The 15,694-nt window shown below is 64.5% G+C and carries 14 protein-coding genes; 9 read left to right on the top strand and 5 right to left on the bottom strand.

The window, feature by feature from the left end; all coding sequences use genetic code 11:
- Positions 1 to 114 precede the first annotated feature (114 nt).
- The 3 genes from OU994_RS25050 to OU994_RS25040 form a co-directional block, all read right to left on the bottom strand.
- The gene (locus OU994_RS25050) at positions 115 to 711 is read right to left on the bottom strand and encodes a hypothetical protein (RefSeq protein WP_281608136.1); all 597 of its coding nucleotides are present in this window, start codon (positions 709 to 711) and stop codon (positions 115 to 117) included.
- Complete coding sequence (locus OU994_RS25045; protein WP_281608135.1) at positions 711 to 1,757, bottom strand: CoA ester lyase; 1,047 nt, start codon at positions 1,755 to 1,757, stop codon at positions 711 to 713. Before OU994_RS25045 ends, OU994_RS25050 begins: the two co-directional genes overlap by 1 nt.
- 99 nt (positions 1,758 to 1,856) lie before the next feature.
- Positions 1,857 to 2,843 (bottom strand): malate dehydrogenase, encoded by a 987-nt coding sequence (locus OU994_RS25040; protein WP_131144571.1) that lies wholly within the window; start codon positions 2,841 to 2,843, stop codon positions 1,857 to 1,859.
- Between the two features lie 327 nt (positions 2,844 to 3,170).
- Between OU994_RS25040 and OU994_RS25035 the strand changes: the two genes are divergently transcribed.
- From OU994_RS25035 to OU994_RS25000, 8 genes are all read left to right on the top strand, one after another.
- Positions 3,171 to 4,040 carry a GntR family transcriptional regulator gene (locus OU994_RS25035; protein WP_281608134.1) on the top strand — a complete coding sequence of 290 codons (870 nt, stop codon included), beginning with the start codon at positions 3,171 to 3,173 and terminating at the stop codon, positions 4,038 to 4,040.
- Positions 4,041 to 4,366: 326 nt separating this feature from the next.
- Entirely contained in the window at positions 4,367 to 4,789 is a 423-nt protein-coding gene (gene sdhC, locus OU994_RS25030; protein WP_281608133.1) for a succinate dehydrogenase, cytochrome b556 subunit, read from the top strand.
- 1 nt (position 4,790) lies between these two features.
- The gene (sdhD, locus tag OU994_RS25025; RefSeq protein ID WP_130184892.1) at positions 4,791 to 5,153 is read left to right on the top strand and encodes a succinate dehydrogenase, hydrophobic membrane anchor protein; all 363 of its coding nucleotides are present in this window, start codon (positions 4,791 to 4,793) and stop codon (positions 5,151 to 5,153) included.
- A 3-nt stretch (positions 5,154 to 5,156) separates the two neighbouring features.
- Positions 5,157 to 6,935 carry a succinate dehydrogenase flavoprotein subunit gene (gene sdhA, locus OU994_RS25020; RefSeq protein ID WP_281608132.1) on the top strand — a complete coding sequence of 593 codons (1,779 nt, stop codon included), beginning with the start codon at positions 5,157 to 5,159 and terminating at the stop codon, positions 6,933 to 6,935.
- 12 nt (positions 6,936 to 6,947) lie between these two features.
- Positions 6,948 to 7,658, top strand: a complete 711-nt coding sequence (locus tag OU994_RS25015; RefSeq protein ID WP_131144575.1) for a succinate dehydrogenase iron-sulfur subunit — start codon at positions 6,948 to 6,950, stop codon at positions 7,656 to 7,658.
- Positions 7,659 to 7,675: 17 nt separating this feature from the next.
- Positions 7,676 to 7,957, top strand: coding sequence for a succinate dehydrogenase assembly factor 2 (locus tag OU994_RS25010; RefSeq protein ID WP_131144576.1), 282 nt, complete (start codon positions 7,676 to 7,678; stop codon positions 7,955 to 7,957).
- 41 nt (positions 7,958 to 7,998) lie between these two features.
- Positions 7,999 to 9,303, top strand: coding sequence for a citrate synthase (gene gltA / locus OU994_RS25005; protein ID WP_131144577.1), 1,305 nt, complete (start codon positions 7,999 to 8,001; stop codon positions 9,301 to 9,303).
- A 143-nt stretch (positions 9,304 to 9,446) separates the two neighbouring features.
- Positions 9,447 to 10,445: an IS1595 family transposase gene (locus OU994_RS25000; RefSeq protein WP_281608131.1), complete on the top strand. Its 999-nt coding sequence runs from the start codon at positions 9,447 to 9,449 to the stop codon at positions 10,443 to 10,445.
- A gap of 60 nt (positions 10,446 to 10,505) precedes the next feature.
- Here the strand turns inward: OU994_RS25000 and OU994_RS24995 are convergent, their stop codons facing one another.
- Positions 10,506 to 11,426 carry an alpha/beta fold hydrolase gene (locus OU994_RS24995; RefSeq protein WP_281608130.1) on the bottom strand — a complete coding sequence of 307 codons (921 nt, stop codon included), beginning with the start codon at positions 11,424 to 11,426 and terminating at the stop codon, positions 10,506 to 10,508.
- Between the two features lie 9 nt (positions 11,427 to 11,435).
- A complete protein-coding gene (locus OU994_RS24990; protein WP_281608129.1) occupies positions 11,436 to 12,758 on the bottom strand; it encodes an autotransporter outer membrane beta-barrel domain-containing protein in 1,323 nt (440 codons plus the stop codon).
- Positions 12,759 to 13,056: 298 nt separating this feature from the next.
- On the opposite strand from OU994_RS24990, the gene OU994_RS24985 reads away from it, so the two are divergent.
- Complete coding sequence (locus OU994_RS24985) at positions 13,057 to 15,654, top strand: caspase family protein (protein WP_281608128.1); 2,598 nt, start codon at positions 13,057 to 13,059, stop codon at positions 15,652 to 15,654.
- Positions 15,655 to 15,694 lie beyond the last annotated feature (40 nt).

The raw sequence follows: 15,694 nt of genomic DNA, 5'->3' as shown, positions 1-15,694 counted from the left end.
GGTGGGTGTCATTTATTGATCGAGGGTACTGCGCGAGGGTACTGCGTATGGTTGCGACGACGGTTGCGACGACGTATAGAGCCCCATTGCTACGGCGTCATGACGGCGCCGCGGCTACATGTGTGCTTGCGGTGCGGCCGGCGCCGCCGCTGGCGTGGCCGAGGCCGATGGTGCCGCCGACGTGGCCGGTGCTGCCGCTTCGATGACGGCCGGCGCTTCCGCCGGTTTCAATTGTTCGGCGTTGCGGCATTCGTTGGCCAGCTGGCGGTTCTTCTTCGAATCGAGCAGCATGCCCTTGGCGGGAATGCCGATCCAGATCAGGCCGTGGAACTTGTTCTCGAAGCGCTGCGCGCCGGTGGTCGTGGCCACGCGCGTCAGGCGGTGCAGCCGCTGTTTCCAGCGCAGCGCGACATGGCTTTCGTCGCCGGCGTTCTGGTAGATCGTGATCTTGTTGCCCAGTTCGCAGTCGTAGTCGACCACGGTGGAGCCCAGTTCGGTCGGTTCGTCGGCTTCGGGATCGGGTACCGCCGGTGCCACTGGCGCCGGCTTGGTTTTCGACTTGGCGGCCGATTTCGCCCTGGACTGTTTCGCGGCCGGCTTCTTCTTCGCCTCCGCTTTCGGCTTTGCGGTCTCGACGGCGGCGTGGGCCACCGGGGCGCAGGCCAGTGCGCACGCGGCAGCGCAGGCCGCGATGAGTTTGAGGATGGACATTAGGTGTTTTCCGTTGCGTTGGATTGCGGTGCCTGCGGCGTTTCGGGCACAGGCACCGGCAGCGGCTGCAACAATTGCGCGGCCGCTTCCGGCAGGTTCAGCCCGGCCAGCCTGGCCCGCTGCAGGATCGTCCAATAGTAGCGATAGCTCGCGCGGTCGTGCAAGCGGCCATGCTGGCTGATCGGGCCCCAGTGCGCCTTGGCCGCTTCCTGCAGGATCGCCGCCGCTTCGTTCACTTCCGACAGCCGCGGCGCGAAGGCCTTGACGACCGGCTTGATCTGGCTGGGGTGGATGCTCCACATGCGCGTGTAGCCAAATTCGGCCAGCGCGCGCTGGGCGTCGTTGGCCACCACGGCCGAATCCTTGATGTCGGTGGTGACGTTGTGCGACGGGACCTTGCCGTGCGCATGGCAGGCCGCGGCGATTTCCAGCTTGGCGCGCACCACCAGCGGGTGCACGAACTGGTTCGGCGTGCGCATGGCGTTGGCGGGGATCGCGCCATAGTGGCTGGAGACGAAATCCATGATGCCGAACGACAGGCATTCGACCTGGGGCAGGGCTGCGATGGCGAACACGCCGCGCAGCGCGCCGTGCGTTTCGATCAGCACGTGCACAGGTAAATCACGGGACAAATGCGCGCGGCCGGCCTTGGCGTATTGGTTGATGACGTCGATGGCCTTCATGACATCCTGCACGCTGTCCGGCTTGGGCAGCACCAGGTAGGCAAGGCGGGTGGCGGCGGCGCCGGCGATGATCTCGACATCGCGGGCGAAGTGCGGGCTCGAAACGTCGTGCACGCGCACGCCGATGCGGTTGAATTTGTTGTCGGCGGAATTGACCAGTTCGGCCACGAGGTGCGCATGCGCTTCCTCGTTGCCGGCGGCCGCGCCGTCCTCGCAGTCGAACGTGATGTCGAACACGGGGCCAAGCTCTTGTTGCAGGGCCATCGATTTACGCATCAGCTTCTCGGAGCCGGCGTAATGATCGCAAGCTGGCAGGAGCAGCGGCTGGCGTTCGCCCTGGAATAAGACCTCGGATGGATGCATCGTGGATGTTCCGGTTGAGAAGACCGCCGCGCGGCCGGATTCGGCGGCGCGGCGACCTGTGTGGAGCGGTGTCTTGACGACCGGTTCCACGGGGGATGATTACAGCAGGTGCTTCACGCCTTCACGCTCTTCGGTCAGTTCCTTCAGCGTGAGGTTGATGCGTTCCTGGGAGAATTCGTCGATTTCCAGGCCCTGCACGATCTTGTATTCGCCGTTCTCGGTGGTGACCGGGAAGCCGAACACGATGCCTTCGGGGATGCCGTAGGAACCGTCGGATGGCACGCCCATCGTGGTCCACTTGCCGTTGCTGCCCAGCACCCAGTCACGCACGTGGTCGATGGCCGCGTTGGCCGCCGAAGCCGCCGACGACAGACCGCGCGCTTCGATGATGGCCGCGCCGCGCTTGCCCACGGTCGGCAGGAAAGTGTTGGCGTTCCATTCCTGGTCGTTGATCAGGTCCTTGACGGACTGGCCGTCGACGGTGGCGAAGCGGTAGTCGGCGTACATCGTCGGCGAGTGGTTGCCCCACACGGTCAGCTTCTCGATATCCTTGACCTGCTTGCCGGTCTTCTGTGCCACTTGCGACAGGGCGCGGTTGTGGTCCAGGCGCAGCATGGCGGTGAAGTTCTTGGCCGGCAGGTTCGGTGCCGATTTCATCGCGATGTAGGCATTGGTGTTGGCCGGGTTGCCGACCACCAGCACTTTCACGTCGCGCGAAGCCACGGCGTCCAGCGCCTTGCCCTGCACAGTAAAGATCTGCGCGTTGGCTTCCAGCAGGTCCTTGCGTTCCATGCCCGGGCCGCGCGGACGCGCGCCGACCAGCAGGGCCACGTCGGCATCCTTGAAGGCGGTCATCGGATCGGAGTGGGCGGTCATGCCGGCCAGCAGCGGGAATGCGCAGTCGTCGATTTCCATCATGACGCCCTTCAGCGCCTTCTGTGCCTTTTCGTTGTCGATCTCGAGCAGTTGCAGGATGACCGGCTGGTCCTTGCCCAGCATGTCGCCGTTAGCGATGCGGAACAGCAGGGAATAGCCGATCTGGCCGGCGGCGCCGGTAACGGCAACACGCAGTGGGGTTTTAGCCATGATGAATCTCCATTGTGGAATAAAGAAGCTTGACGGACCTGGAGTGCAGGACCTGTACCAGTGCCGCGTGCCAGAGCGGCGGCCACTGGTAAAACTGCAATGATACCAAATTCGCCCCGCGCGAAGGCTCAGCCTTGCGGGGGTATTTCCAGTCCTCCGGTGCCATCCTGTGCTGTGCGCCATCGGCGCCTTGCCAGGACTAACATCGACGGCGAGTGTAGGCTGCATGCTGATATCTGTCAATGATATCTTATGTCTTATATAAGACATATAACTTAGTCGGTTATTACTGGACGGACAGTGCCTTTTGTGGTGAAATCGCGGTCTATGAATCCCGTCACGCCCAACCAGCCCAGCCCAGGCAGCAGTGCGAACGCGCCGGCTGCGCCAGGCGCGGGCGCGACCCCCGCTACTTCCGCTACTTCCGCTACTTCCGTGCATTCCGGCCCCGCCGCATCCGCGCCAGGCGGGGCGGCACCGGCTCCCACCTTCTCGCCGCTGTACCAGCAGATCAAGGCGCTGATCACGCAGAGCCTGCAGTCCGGCGAATGGAAGCCGGGTGAAATGATCCCCAGCGAAGTGGAACTGGCGAACCGCTACAAGGTCAGCCAGGGCACCGTGCGCAAGGCGATCGACGAGCTGGCGGCCGACAACCTGGTGATGCGCCGGCAGGGCAAGGGCACGTTCGTGTCCACCCACCACGAAGCGCGCGCCCACATCCGTTTCCTGCGCCTGCGTCCGGACGAAGGGCAGCCCCATTATCCCGAGAGCCGCTTCCTGGAAGTGAAGCGCCTGCGCGCGCCGGCGGACGTGGCGCGCCTGCTGGACATGAAGTCCGGCGACGCCACCGTGTACATCAAGCGGATGCAATCGTTCGATGGCGTGCCCACCATCGTCGAGGAACTGTGGCTGCCCGGCTTGCTGTTCAAGGGCCTGACGGCCGAGCGCCTGTCCGAATACAAGGGGCCGATGTACGGCCTGTTCGAATCCGAGTTCGGCACGCGCATGATCCGCGCCGAGGAAAAGGTGCGCGCCGTGCTGGCCAGCGCGGAAGATGCCGCGCTGCTCCATGTGACGGACGGCACGCCGCTGCTGTCGGCGGAGCGCGTGTCGTTCACGTATGGCGACAAGCCGGTGGAGCTGCGCCGCGGGCTGTACCTGACCAGCCGCCACCACTACCAGAACGACTTGAACTGAACGGCCGGACCAGGCGCAGTGAACCGGGTTTGTACCGGGAATCAGCGTCCAGGGACCGGCAAGCGGATTGGCTAGCGGAAACGAATGGAGCGGTGCAACATAAATTTGGTTATATGTAAGAATAGATATTGGTCGTTGTGGGGAAATGGGCGAGAATCGCGGCGCAGCATGATGGTTTCATCACGTTGCAGCATAAAGTGCGCAATAAGTGAGCAAAAGCAGCAAATAGCCACAGATGAGCCACTGTCGAGCGTCCATTCGACGGCCTTGAATCGCTTTCATACGCAGTCACTAAACCAAAAAGCAATACACAAGGGAGGTAAGCCATGTCTGAAGCCATCAAGGACCCCCGGCGCAAGCCACGCCGGGAGTACCGCAACATCCACATCGGTGAACTGGGCCAGTACCGCATGCCGTTGTCGGCCATCGTGTCGATCCTGCACCGTATCAGCGGCATGCTGCTGTTCGTGCTGCTGCCGTTCATCCTGTACCTGCTGCAGGAATCCATCCGCTCCGAGATTTCGTTCGCGCACTTCCAGGGCATCGCCCAGCACCCGTTCAGCAAGCTCGTGATCCTGGCCCTGGTGTGGGGCTACATGCACCACTTCTGCGCCGGCATCCGCCACCTGGTGATGGATACCCACGTCGGCCTGGACAAGGATTCGGCCCGCAAGACGTCGGTGGCCGTGCTGGTCATCAGCCTGGCGGTGACCTTCCTGGTTGCCCTGAAACTGTTCGGAGTGTTCTGAGATGAAAAACAATATCGGACCGAAGCGCCTCGTCGTCGGCGCCCATTACGGCCTCGGCGAATTCCTCGCGCAGCGCGCCACCGCCATCGTGATGGTGGTGTACACCGTCGTGCTGCTGGCCGCTTTCCTCACCGGGAACAACTTCTCGTATGAAGGCTGGGCCGGCCTGTTCGCGCAGACCTGGTTCAAGCTGTTCACGCTGGCCACCCTGATCGGCCTGTTCTATCACGCCTGGGTCGGCGTCGTTTCCGTCTACCAGGACTACATCAAGAACGTGGGCGTCCGCTTCCTCATTCAAACCGCGTCGGCCATGTGGCTGATCGCGTGCGCCGTGTGGTCGGTGCAGATACTCTGGAGTGTGTAAATCGTGGCAGCAATCAAATCTTCCATCCCGGTACGCCGCTTTGACGCGGTGATCGTTGGCGCCGGCGGTTCCGGCATGCGCGCCTCCCTGCAACTGGCTGAAGCGGGCCTGAACGTGGCCGTGCTGTCGAAAGTATTCCCGACCCGCTCGCACACCGTCGCGGCACAGGGCGGCATCGGCGCCTCGCTGGGCAACATGGCCGAAGACAACTGGTTCTGGCACATGTTCGACACCGTCAAGGGCGGCGACTACCTGGGCGACCAGGATGCCATCGAATTCATGTGCCGCGAGGCGCCGAAGGTCGTGTACGAGCTCGAACACTTCGGCATGCCGTTCGACCGCAATCCCGACGGCACGATCTACCAGCGCCCGTTCGGCGGCCATACCGCCAACTTCGGCGAGAAGGCCGTGCAGCGCGCCTGCGCCGCGGCCGACCGTACCGGCCACGCGCTGCTCCACACGCTGTACCAGCGTAACGTGCGTGCCCGCACCCACTTCTTCGTCGAATGGATGGCGCTGGACCTGATCCGCGACAGCGAAGGCGACGTGATCGGCGTGGTCGCGCTGGAAATGGAAACCGGCGACGTGATGATCCTGCAGGCGAAGACGACGATCTTCGCCACCGGCGGTGCCGGCCGGATCTTCGCCGCCTCGACCAACGCGTTCATCAACACCGGCGACGGCATGGGCATGGCGGCACGCGCCGGCCTGCCGCTGCAGGACATGGAGTTCTGGCAGTTCCACCCGACCGGCGTGGCCGGCGCGGGCGTCCTGATCACCGAAGGCGTGCGCGGCGAAGGCGGCATCCTGATCAACTCGCAGGGCGAGCGCTTCATGGAGCGCTATGCGCCGACCTTGAAGGACCTGGCGCCGCGCGACTTCGTGTCGCGCTCGATGGACCAGGAAATCAAGGAAGGCCGCGGCGTGGGCCCGAACAAGGACCACGTGCTGCTCGACCTGCGCCACATCGGCAAGGAAACCATCGAGAAGCGCCTGCCGTCGATCCTGGAAATCGGCCACAAGTTCGCCAACGTGGACGCGACCAAGGAACCGATCCCGGTCGTGCCGACGATCCACTACCAGATGGGCGGCATCCCGACCAACATCCACGGCCAGGTCGTCGCACCGTCGGCCGATGGCGGCCAGAAGATCGTCAACGGCCTGTACGCGATCGGCGAATGCGCCTGCGTGTCCGTGCACGGCGCGAACCGCCTGGGCACCAACTCGCTGCTCGACCTGGTGGTGTTCGGCCGCGCGGCCGGCAACCATGTGGTGGCGTCGAACCTGAAGCAGAAGGAACACAAGGACCTGCCGAAGGATGCATCGGACTTCGCCATGGACCGCCTGAACCGCCTGGAAACCTCGACCGGTTCCGAGAAGGTGCAGGGCGTGGCCAACGATATCCGCGCCACGATGCAAAAGTACTGCGGCGTGTTCCGTACCGACGACCTGCTGAAAGCCGGCTTCGACGAGATCATGAAGCTCGACGAGCGCCGCAAGCACGTGTCGTTCAAGGACAAGTCGAAGGTCTTCAACACCGCCCGCGTGGAAGCGCTGGAACTGGACAACCTGATCGAAACGGCCAAGGCGACCATCACCTCGGCGGTGGCCCGCAAGGAATCGCGCGGCGCGCATGCGCACAGCGACTTCCCGAACCGCGACGACGAGAACTGGATGAAGCACACGCTGTGGTTCTCCGAAGGCTGCCGCCTGGAATACAAGCCGGTCGTCACCAAGCCGCTGACGGTGGAAACCTTCAAGCCCAAAGCACGCACTTTCTAAGGTAGCAAGAACATGGCACGCACCCTCAAATTCAAGATCTACCGCTACGATCCGGACAAGGACGAGAAGCCTTACATGCAGGACCTGACGGTCGAGCTGAAGGACACCGACAAGATGCTGCTGGACGCGCTGCAGCGCATCAAGTCCGACGTGGACGATTCGCTGGCCCTGCGCCGCTCGTGCCGCGAAGGCGTGTGCGGCTCGGACGCGATGAACGTCAACGGCAAGAACCGCCTGGCCTGCACGACGAACCTGAACGAACTGTCCGAACCGATCATCCTGCGCCCGCTGCCGGGCCTGCCGGTGATCCGCGACCTGATCGTCGACATGACGCAGTTCTTCAAGCAGTACGACTCGATCAAGCCATTCCTGATCAACGATTCGATCCCGCCGGAGAAGGAGCGCCTGCAGACCCCGGCCGAGCGCGAAGAGCTCGACGGCCTGTACGAATGCATCCTGTGCGCGTGCTGCTCGACGTCGTGCCCGTCGTTCTGGTGGAACCCGGACAAGTTCGTCGGCCCGGCCGGCCTGCTGCAGGCCTACCGCTTCATCGCCGACTCGCGCGACGAAGCCACCGCCCAGCGCCTGGACAACCTGGAAGACCCGTACCGCCTGTTCCGCTGCCACTCGATCATGAATTGCGTGGACGTCTGTCCGAAGGGCCTGAACCCGAACCGGGCGATCGGCAAGATCAAGGAACTGATGGTCCGCCGGGCCATTTGAACCATGGGATCGAAGCCATGAGTATCGATAACAACAGTGCGCATCAGGCAGATCCCGCCAACCGTGCCCGCCTGCGTTGGCGTGCCCGGCGGGGCCTGCTGGAAAACGACATCATCCTGACGCGTTTTCTCGATGCGCACGAAACGGAATTGACCGACGAGGAAGTGGACGCGCTGACGCGGCTTCTCGATTTGTCGGACAATGCGCTGATGGATCTGGTGCTGGCGCGCAGCGAGCCGGAAGGTGAGCTCGATCTGCCGCACGTGCATGCACTGCTTGGTCGTCTGCGCCGCGCCTGATTTTTTTACAATAGCCGCACCTCATCCAGGAAGGAAGAGCCATGAACACTTCTGATAACAAAGCCACCCTGTCGTTCTCGGACGGCAGCGCCCCGGTCGAATTCCCGATCTACAAGGGCACCGTCGGCCCGGACGTCATCGATATCCGCAAGCTGTACGGCGCCACCGGCAAGTTCACCTACGATCCGGGCTTCATGTCCACCGCGGCGTGCAATTCGTCGATCACCTACATCGACGGCGACAAGGGTGAACTGCAGTACCGCGGCTACCCGATCGAACAGCTGGCCGTGAACGCCGACTTCATGGAAAGCTGCTACCTGCTGCTCAACGGCGAACTGCCGAACGAACAGCAGAAGACCGACTTCGTGAAGCTGGTGTCGAAGCACACGATGGTGCACGAGCAGATGCAGTTCTTCTTCCGCGGCTTCCGCCGCGACGCGCACCCGATGTCGGTGCTGGTCGGAACGGTCGGCGCGCTGGCGTCGTTCTACCACGACTCGCTGGACATCAACGATGCCAAGCAGCGCGAAATCTCCGCGATCCGCCTGATCGCCAAGATGCCGACGCTGGTCGCCATGGCGTACAAGTACTCGATCGGCCAGCCGTTCATGTATCCGCGCAACGACCTGTCGTACAGCGCCAACTTCATGCGCATGATGTTCGGCAACCCGTGCGAAGAGTACGAAGTGAACGACGTGCTGGTGCGCGCGCTGGACCGCATCCTGATCCTGCACGCCGACCACGAGCAGAACGCGTCGACGTCGACCGTGCGCCTGGCCGGTTCCTCGGGCGCCAACCCGTTCGCCTGTATCGCAGCGGGCATCGCCTGCCTGTGGGGCCCGGCACACGGCGGCGCCAACGAAGCGGCACTGAACATGCTGAAGGAAATCGGCTCGGTCGAGAACATCCCTGCCTTCATCGAGAAGGTCAAGGACAAGAACTCGGGCGTGAAGCTGATGGGCTTCGGCCACCGCGTGTACAAGAACTTCGACCCGCGTGCCAAGCTGATGCGCGAAACCTGCCACGAAGTGCTGGAAGAGCTGGGCCTGCAGGACGACCCGCTGTTCAAGCTGGCGATGGAACTGGAAAAGATCGCCCTGGAAGACGAATACTTCGTGTCGCGCAAGCTGTACCCGAACGTCGACTTCTACTCGGGCATCGTGCAATCGGCACTGGGTATCCCGGTCTCGATGTTCACCGGTATCTTCGCGATGGCCCGTACCATCGGCTGGATCGCCCAGTGGAACGAAATGATCGCCGATCCGGAACAGAAGATCGGCCGCCCGCGCCAGCTGTTCGTCGGCTCCGCGCTGCGCGACGTGCCGCCGCTGAAGGAACGCAAGTAATCCATTGACGTTCTGGCGTCGACCGAAAGCGGACCTGCGGGTCCGCTTTTTTTATGGCGCTGTTCGCGGTAATTCGGGGAACTTCCCGCCGGAATCACGGTCTGACCTCCTGTTGAGATACTTCATGTATATCAGGAGGCGACATGGGCACGGCGGAGGTTGGAGTATTGATCGAAGCGTTGATGCAGCAACAGCTTTCGGAAGATCAGGTCACGTTGCTGCAGGGCTTTCTGGCCAGCGTCGAGCAACCAGGCCAGTGCCTTCGCCTGATCGAGGAAGCTGCCGGAAGGCCGCCATGTCCGCATTGCGGCTGCGAGAAGTCTCACCGTTGCGGACAGGCCAGTGGCTTGCAGCGCTATCGGTGCGTGGCGTGCCGGCGCAGCTTCAATGCCTTGACCGGCACTCCGCTTGCCCACCTGCGCCTGCGCGACAAGTGGCTGCAATACTTGCAATGCCTGATCGAGTCGACCCCCGTGCGTTCGGCGGCCAGCCGCGTGGCGGTAGCCAAGTCGACCAGCTTTCGATGGCGCCACCGTTTTATCGCCGCCATTCGCCGGGCGCCCCGTCCGCAGTTGTCCGGCATCGTCGAAGCCGACGAAACTTATCTGTTGGAATCACAGAAGGGCTCGCGACACCTGGACCGCCCGCCCCGAAAGCGCGGCGACAAGGCCAGCCGGCGCAGCATCAGTAGCGAGCTTGACTGCATCCTCGCTGCCCGTGACCGCAACCGGCAAACCTGTGACTTCGTCACCGGCCGCGGCCCGGTCAATGCTGGCCAGCTAATGAAACACCTGAAGCCTGTGCTGGCACCCGATGTGCTGCTCGTGACCGATGCCGCCAAGGCGTACCAGGCATTCGCGACGCGGGCCAGCATCACACACGAAGCGATCAACGTGCGTGCTGGCATCCGGGCGCGCGGTGCACACCATATCCAGGGTGTCAACGGATGGCATGGCCGCTTCAAGACTTGGCTGCGGCGGTTCAATGGTGTTGCCAGCCGCTATCTGGCCAATTACACAGGCTGGCTACGTGTCCTCGATACCGCCGAGCTGACGACACCGCGGCAATGGCTGCGCATTGCCGTGGCGCATCCTAGGGTCGTCGTCTCTTTGTCGCGCTCGGCATGCAAAAAAGTTCCGTGATCAACGGCAAAGCCAATTAACGCGAACAGCGCCTTTTTTTATGCGCGCACCGACCCTGCTTCATTGTGCGCTGGCTGGGGCAAGCAGCTCGGGCCAGCGCTCCAGCCAGCAGCACACGTGATCGAACGCGGCGATCTCGATCACGCTGGCACGGGGATGGCGGCGCGCGAACGAGTGCGCCACGGAAGGCGGGACGTTGGCGTCGCGCCCGCCAACGTAATGGCGCTCGGTGATGGCCGGCGGCAGCGCGGATAACACTGCCGGGTCGAGCGAGCCGGCCAGCGGACTGTAGCCGTGAATGCGCGCCCAGCCGGCCACATCGAGGTTGGCGGCGATCGTGACGAGCGTGGTGGCCTCTGGCAGTTGCGCCGCCATCAGCCAGGCCAGCGTGCCGCCGCCGCTGTAGCCGACCAGTACGACATGCCGGAACGGATGGTCAGCCAGGTAGCCGCGCAATGCCGCCACCATGCTGGCGACCACCTGCGGCGAATAGCGGCCGTGGGTCCACACCAGCGGACCGCACGGCGGCGAGGCCTGCGCCTGGAAGTAGCAAGGGCGGCCGAGCAGGAGGCGCGGGCCGGTATCCCTGGCCATCAGTTCGAGGGCGTAGGGCGTGCGTGGCGTGGGGTCGTCCGCCATGCGGCCGATGCCGGTCCATGGCGTGCCGTCGTGTTCGATATAGACATGTAGTGAAGTGTGCAGCGGGGCAGGTGGCGAGGCATGCGGCGAGGCAGGTAGTGAGGCACGCGGCGTGTCGGCTGCCTGGCCCGCCGGCGAAGCGAAGGCGCGGTGCTCGAAGCCATCGCCTTGCAGGACGAGCGGCGTGAAGCCCAGCTGCGAGGCGCGCCGTGCGAAGCGCTCGGCCGGCGTCGCGCAAGCCGCCAGCATGGCGATCGCGGCGATGGCGGCCACGGCGGCACGGTGCCTGCCAGCCCGTTGCAGCTTGTTCGTGCCGGAGCCCGAATGCGGTTGTCCGCGCATCGGCGGTGATCAGAACTGCACGCGCACGCCTGCCGAGACGGCGTAGCTTTTCTCGTCCTTCAGGCCCACCGCGCTGCTGAACTGCGCGAATGCCGACAGGTTGTTCGGCAGCGTGAGACTGGTGCCGAAGGATACGATGCCGAAATTGCTGTCCGGCGTGGCCGTGGGGATCGAGAAGGCAATGCCGTTCGGATCGTTGACATACCTGGAGACCAGCGACGGCGCGTCCTTCTTGAATTCATGCATCCACTGCACGCTGGCATAGGGCAGCAGCACGCCCCACGAGGTGTTGACGTTGCTACCGAGCCGTGCCCCGAGCGCCGACTGCAGCGACTCGATCGTGCGGCGATCGACCGCGAGGCCGAGGCCGGCCACCGGCTCGCTTTCCGCGAAGGCGTCGTTGTCGACATGGAGGTAGTTCAGGCGCACGCTCGGCGTGACGTTCAACGTGCCGAACCGGAAATCCCTGCCGGTGCCGATGGAGGCCGACCACTGATTGCCTTCCGGCCTGGACGTGGCCGATGCGGCGATGGCCGGCAGCGCCGGGTTGTGCGAGGCGATATTGATGTTGCGCCTGGAATCGAAGTCCGTGGTGCCGTAGGCAACCAGTCCATCGACGTACCAGCTGCCGGCATAGTAGGTAGCATAGGCGGCCGTGCCGCTCGTCCGGGCTTCGACACGGCCGAGCCCCTGCTCGTACTTGGCCGTGGTGTCGCTGTAGCTGAGCGCGACGCCGGCCACGAACGCTTCGCTGATCCGGTAATCCGCGCCGGCCAGCACGTTGTAGCTGCGCTGCTCGTAGGCGTCCTGCAGCGTGGTCTTGTCGATGTCGCCCCAGTTGGAGGCGACGTTGACGAAGCTGCCCCAGCGGCCGCCCAGCACATCGTCCGCGGCGGCGCCGCCACCGGTCTGGATGTCCTGGCCATTCATGCCGAGCACCATGCCCCGTGCCCCGCCGCGCAGGTTGAGCAGCCGCGCGCCGATCGCATTCATCTTCAGCGTCTCGGTACCGATCTGCTTTTGCGCATTGGCCTGGACGGGAGCGATGGCCTGGATCGCGGTCTGCAGTTCGCTGTTGCTCAGCTTGAGGTCGAACGACGCGTTGCCCTGCACGCCGTTGGCGAACCTGGCCGTGTTGACCATCAGGCTGCACGCATTGGCCAGGCGCTCGGTGGGGGTGCCGGTGGCGACGGGTCTGACGCCGAGGCCGCCGACCAGATTGGCGCACGTTCGGAACACGCCGTCGGCAACCGGGCGCTGCAGGGCGTTGTAGGAACCGGGCAGCGGGCCGGGCTCCCGCAACTGCGCGGAGGCGATGGCGGCATGGCTCATCAACAGTGTGCCGGCGGCCCAGCAGGCAAAGGTTCGGTGGGACCGCTGGAGCGTGAAAGCAGTGCTGTGGCTAGCGTTCATCAAGGTGCCCTCCCTGTGATCTCCACATCATCGTTTCGCTTTTTCGTTGCGAAGTCAATGCGCCATGCGCGGTTGACGCATCCAGGCATCACAAGCAGAAAGCCGGGAGGAATCAAGGTGGAATAACGTGGAAAATTCGCCCGGCCTGCGAAATATCGGACTAAAGTGTCAAGAGGTGCGCGGGGCCGTCGCGGAAAGGCCGCGGGAGGAAAGGCAGATGAGCACGATCGATTCGCTGGCCGGGGCGCGCGCCATCCACGCAGGGTGGCCGGGTGCGCGTGCAGTGCTGGCGGTCCTGCGAAGGGCGGCTGAGCGGGTTGCCCGATCCATCGCGGCCGCGATTCCTGTTCCTCTGATTCTTGTTCTTCTTCTTGCCCCGCTGATTGCCGTCTCCGGCGCGCCCGCCCTTGCCGCCCAGTCCATCGCGTCCGCGGCGCCGCCCGGCCGCGACAGCGATGCATTCCTGATCGTCGATTGCGCGTTGCCGGCGCAGGTGCGCCAGCTCGGTACCGCCATGACCTACCTGGCTCCGCGGCGCGCGGTGAAGACGTCGGCGTCGGACTGCGCGATTCGCGGCGGCGAGTATGCCGCCCACGACCGGGCCAGTCTCGACACCGCGCTCAAGGTATGGCTGCCGCTGGCGCAGGGCGGCGACCAGGCGGCGCAGGCCAATGTCGGCGAAATCTACGAGAAGGGCATTGGCGGCAAGCCGGACTACGCGAACGCCGCGAAGTGGTACCGGCTGGCGGCGGACCGGGGCTACCCGCGCGCGCTGACCAACCTGGGCTTCCTTTACGAGCGCGGGCTCGGCGTGGCCAGGGATCCCGTTGCGGCGCTGCAGCTCTACCGCAAGGCGGCGGGCATTGCCGGCACGATCAGCCTGGAAGGCGGCGACACGTCCGCGGCATCGCGGCAGGAGATCGACGCCTTGCGCAAGGAACTGGAGCGCACCCGCGACGAGCTGGAGAAGTCGCGCCGCCTGCTCGATGACAACCGGCTGAAGTCGAGCCGGCAGATCGAAAGCCTGCTGATGCAGAAGCAGCAGGCCGCCGCGGCCGGCAACACGGAAGAAACACGGCGGCTTGAAACGCTGCTCGCCGCACGCGAAACCGAACTGGCGAAGCAGAAGGAACAGGTCGAGCGCCTGGAGGGCGAAGCCGCCGGCTTCAAGTCCAGGCTGGCCGCGTTCGACGGGACCCGGCAGGAACTGGACCAGACGCGCCGCCTGCTGGACGAACAGCGCAGGAAGTCGGCCCAGGACATCGAGCGCCTGCGGGCCGAGCAGCGGCAAGCCGTCGCGGCGGGAAACCAGGAAGACACACGGCGCCTCGCTGCGCAGCTGGCGGCACGCGAGGCGGAACTGGCGAAGCAGAAGGGCGAGATCGAACGCCTGGCGGGCGAGGTCGGCAGCTACAAGGCGCAGGCCGCCGCGCTGGACGAGACGCGGCAGGCCCTGGACGAAGCGCGCCGCCTGCTGGAAGAGAACCGGCGTACCTCGCGCGAGGAAATCGAACGCCTGCAGGCACGGAAACAGCAGGCCGCCGCTGCCGGCGACAAGGCGGCGGCGGGCCGGCTCGAAGCGCTGCTCAAGGGGCGGGAAGGCGAGCTGGCGCAACAGAAGGCGAACGTGGAGCGCCTGGAACGCGAAGTCGGCGAGTACAAGGCCAGGGTGGCCAGGCTGGAAACGGCCCAGCCGGCGAAGCTGGAAGCGGCGCAGTCCCGGCTGGCGGCCGCGGTGGCGCCGCCGTCGATCCAGATCCTCGATCCGCAAGTCGTCATCACGCGCGACATCATCACGGTCAAGGTGCGTTCCGGTGTGCAGACGCGAGAGATCGTCGGCCGGGTGACCGCCCCGGCCGGCCTGATGTCGCTGACCGCGAACGACCTCGCGCAGAAGGTCGATGGCAACGGCATGTTCAAGACCACGGTCGAACTGGGGACGGGCAAGACCAAGGTGGCCTTGCTGGCGGTGGACCGGCAGGGCAAGGTGTCGCAGCTCCAGTTCTACCTGGAACCGGATGCCCGCAGTGCGGCGCCCACGGCGGTCGCACCGCCAAGGCTGCCGGGCATCGCTACCGGCAACTATCACGCGCTCATCATCGGCAACCAGAAATACACGAAGCTGCAACCGCTGGAAACCCCGGAAGCGGACGTGACACAGCTGGCGCCCATCCTGCGCGACAAGTACGGCTTCAAGGTCACGCTCCTGCTGAACGCCACGCGCTACCAGATCCTCACCGCGATGAACGACTTGCGCGCCAGGCTGACGGAGAAGGACAACCTGCTGATCTACTATGCCGGCCACGGCGAGCTCGATCGTGTCAACGGCCTGGCCAACTGGCTGCCGGTGGATGCGGAGCCGTCCAGCAATGCCAACTGGATTTCCAGCTCCAGCATCACCGAGATGCTCAACGCCATGGCGGCCAGGCACATCCTCGTCGTAGCCGATTCATGCTATTCAGGCGCGCTGACGCGTTCCTCGGTCGGCCAGCTGGAAACCGGGCTGACCGAGGAAGCCCGGTTCGAGTGGCTGAAGCAGATCGCCGCCACGCGCTCGCGCACGGCGCTGACCAGCGGTGGGCTGAAGCCCGTGCTCGATGGCGGCGGCGGGAAGTTTTCGGTGTTCGCCTCGATCTTCATCGATATCCTGTCGCAGAACCAGGATGTGCTGGAAGGCATGCGCATCTACCGCGAGATTTCCGCGCGGGTCGTCAACATCGCGCTGCGGCAGAAGTTCGAACAGCGGCCCGAGTATGGCGCGATCAGGTTCGCCGGTGGTGAATCCGGGGATTTCCTGTTCGTGCCGAGGAATTGACGACGCCGTGCCGTGGGCATACTGACTACCGTGCTGGCGT

This window comes from Pseudoduganella sp. SL102 (assembly GCF_027856995.1).
GTDB classification, from domain to species: Bacteria; Pseudomonadota; Gammaproteobacteria; order Burkholderiales; family Burkholderiaceae_D; genus Rugamonas; species Rugamonas albidiflava.
This window is presented reverse-complemented; position numbering and strand designations above follow the sequence as displayed.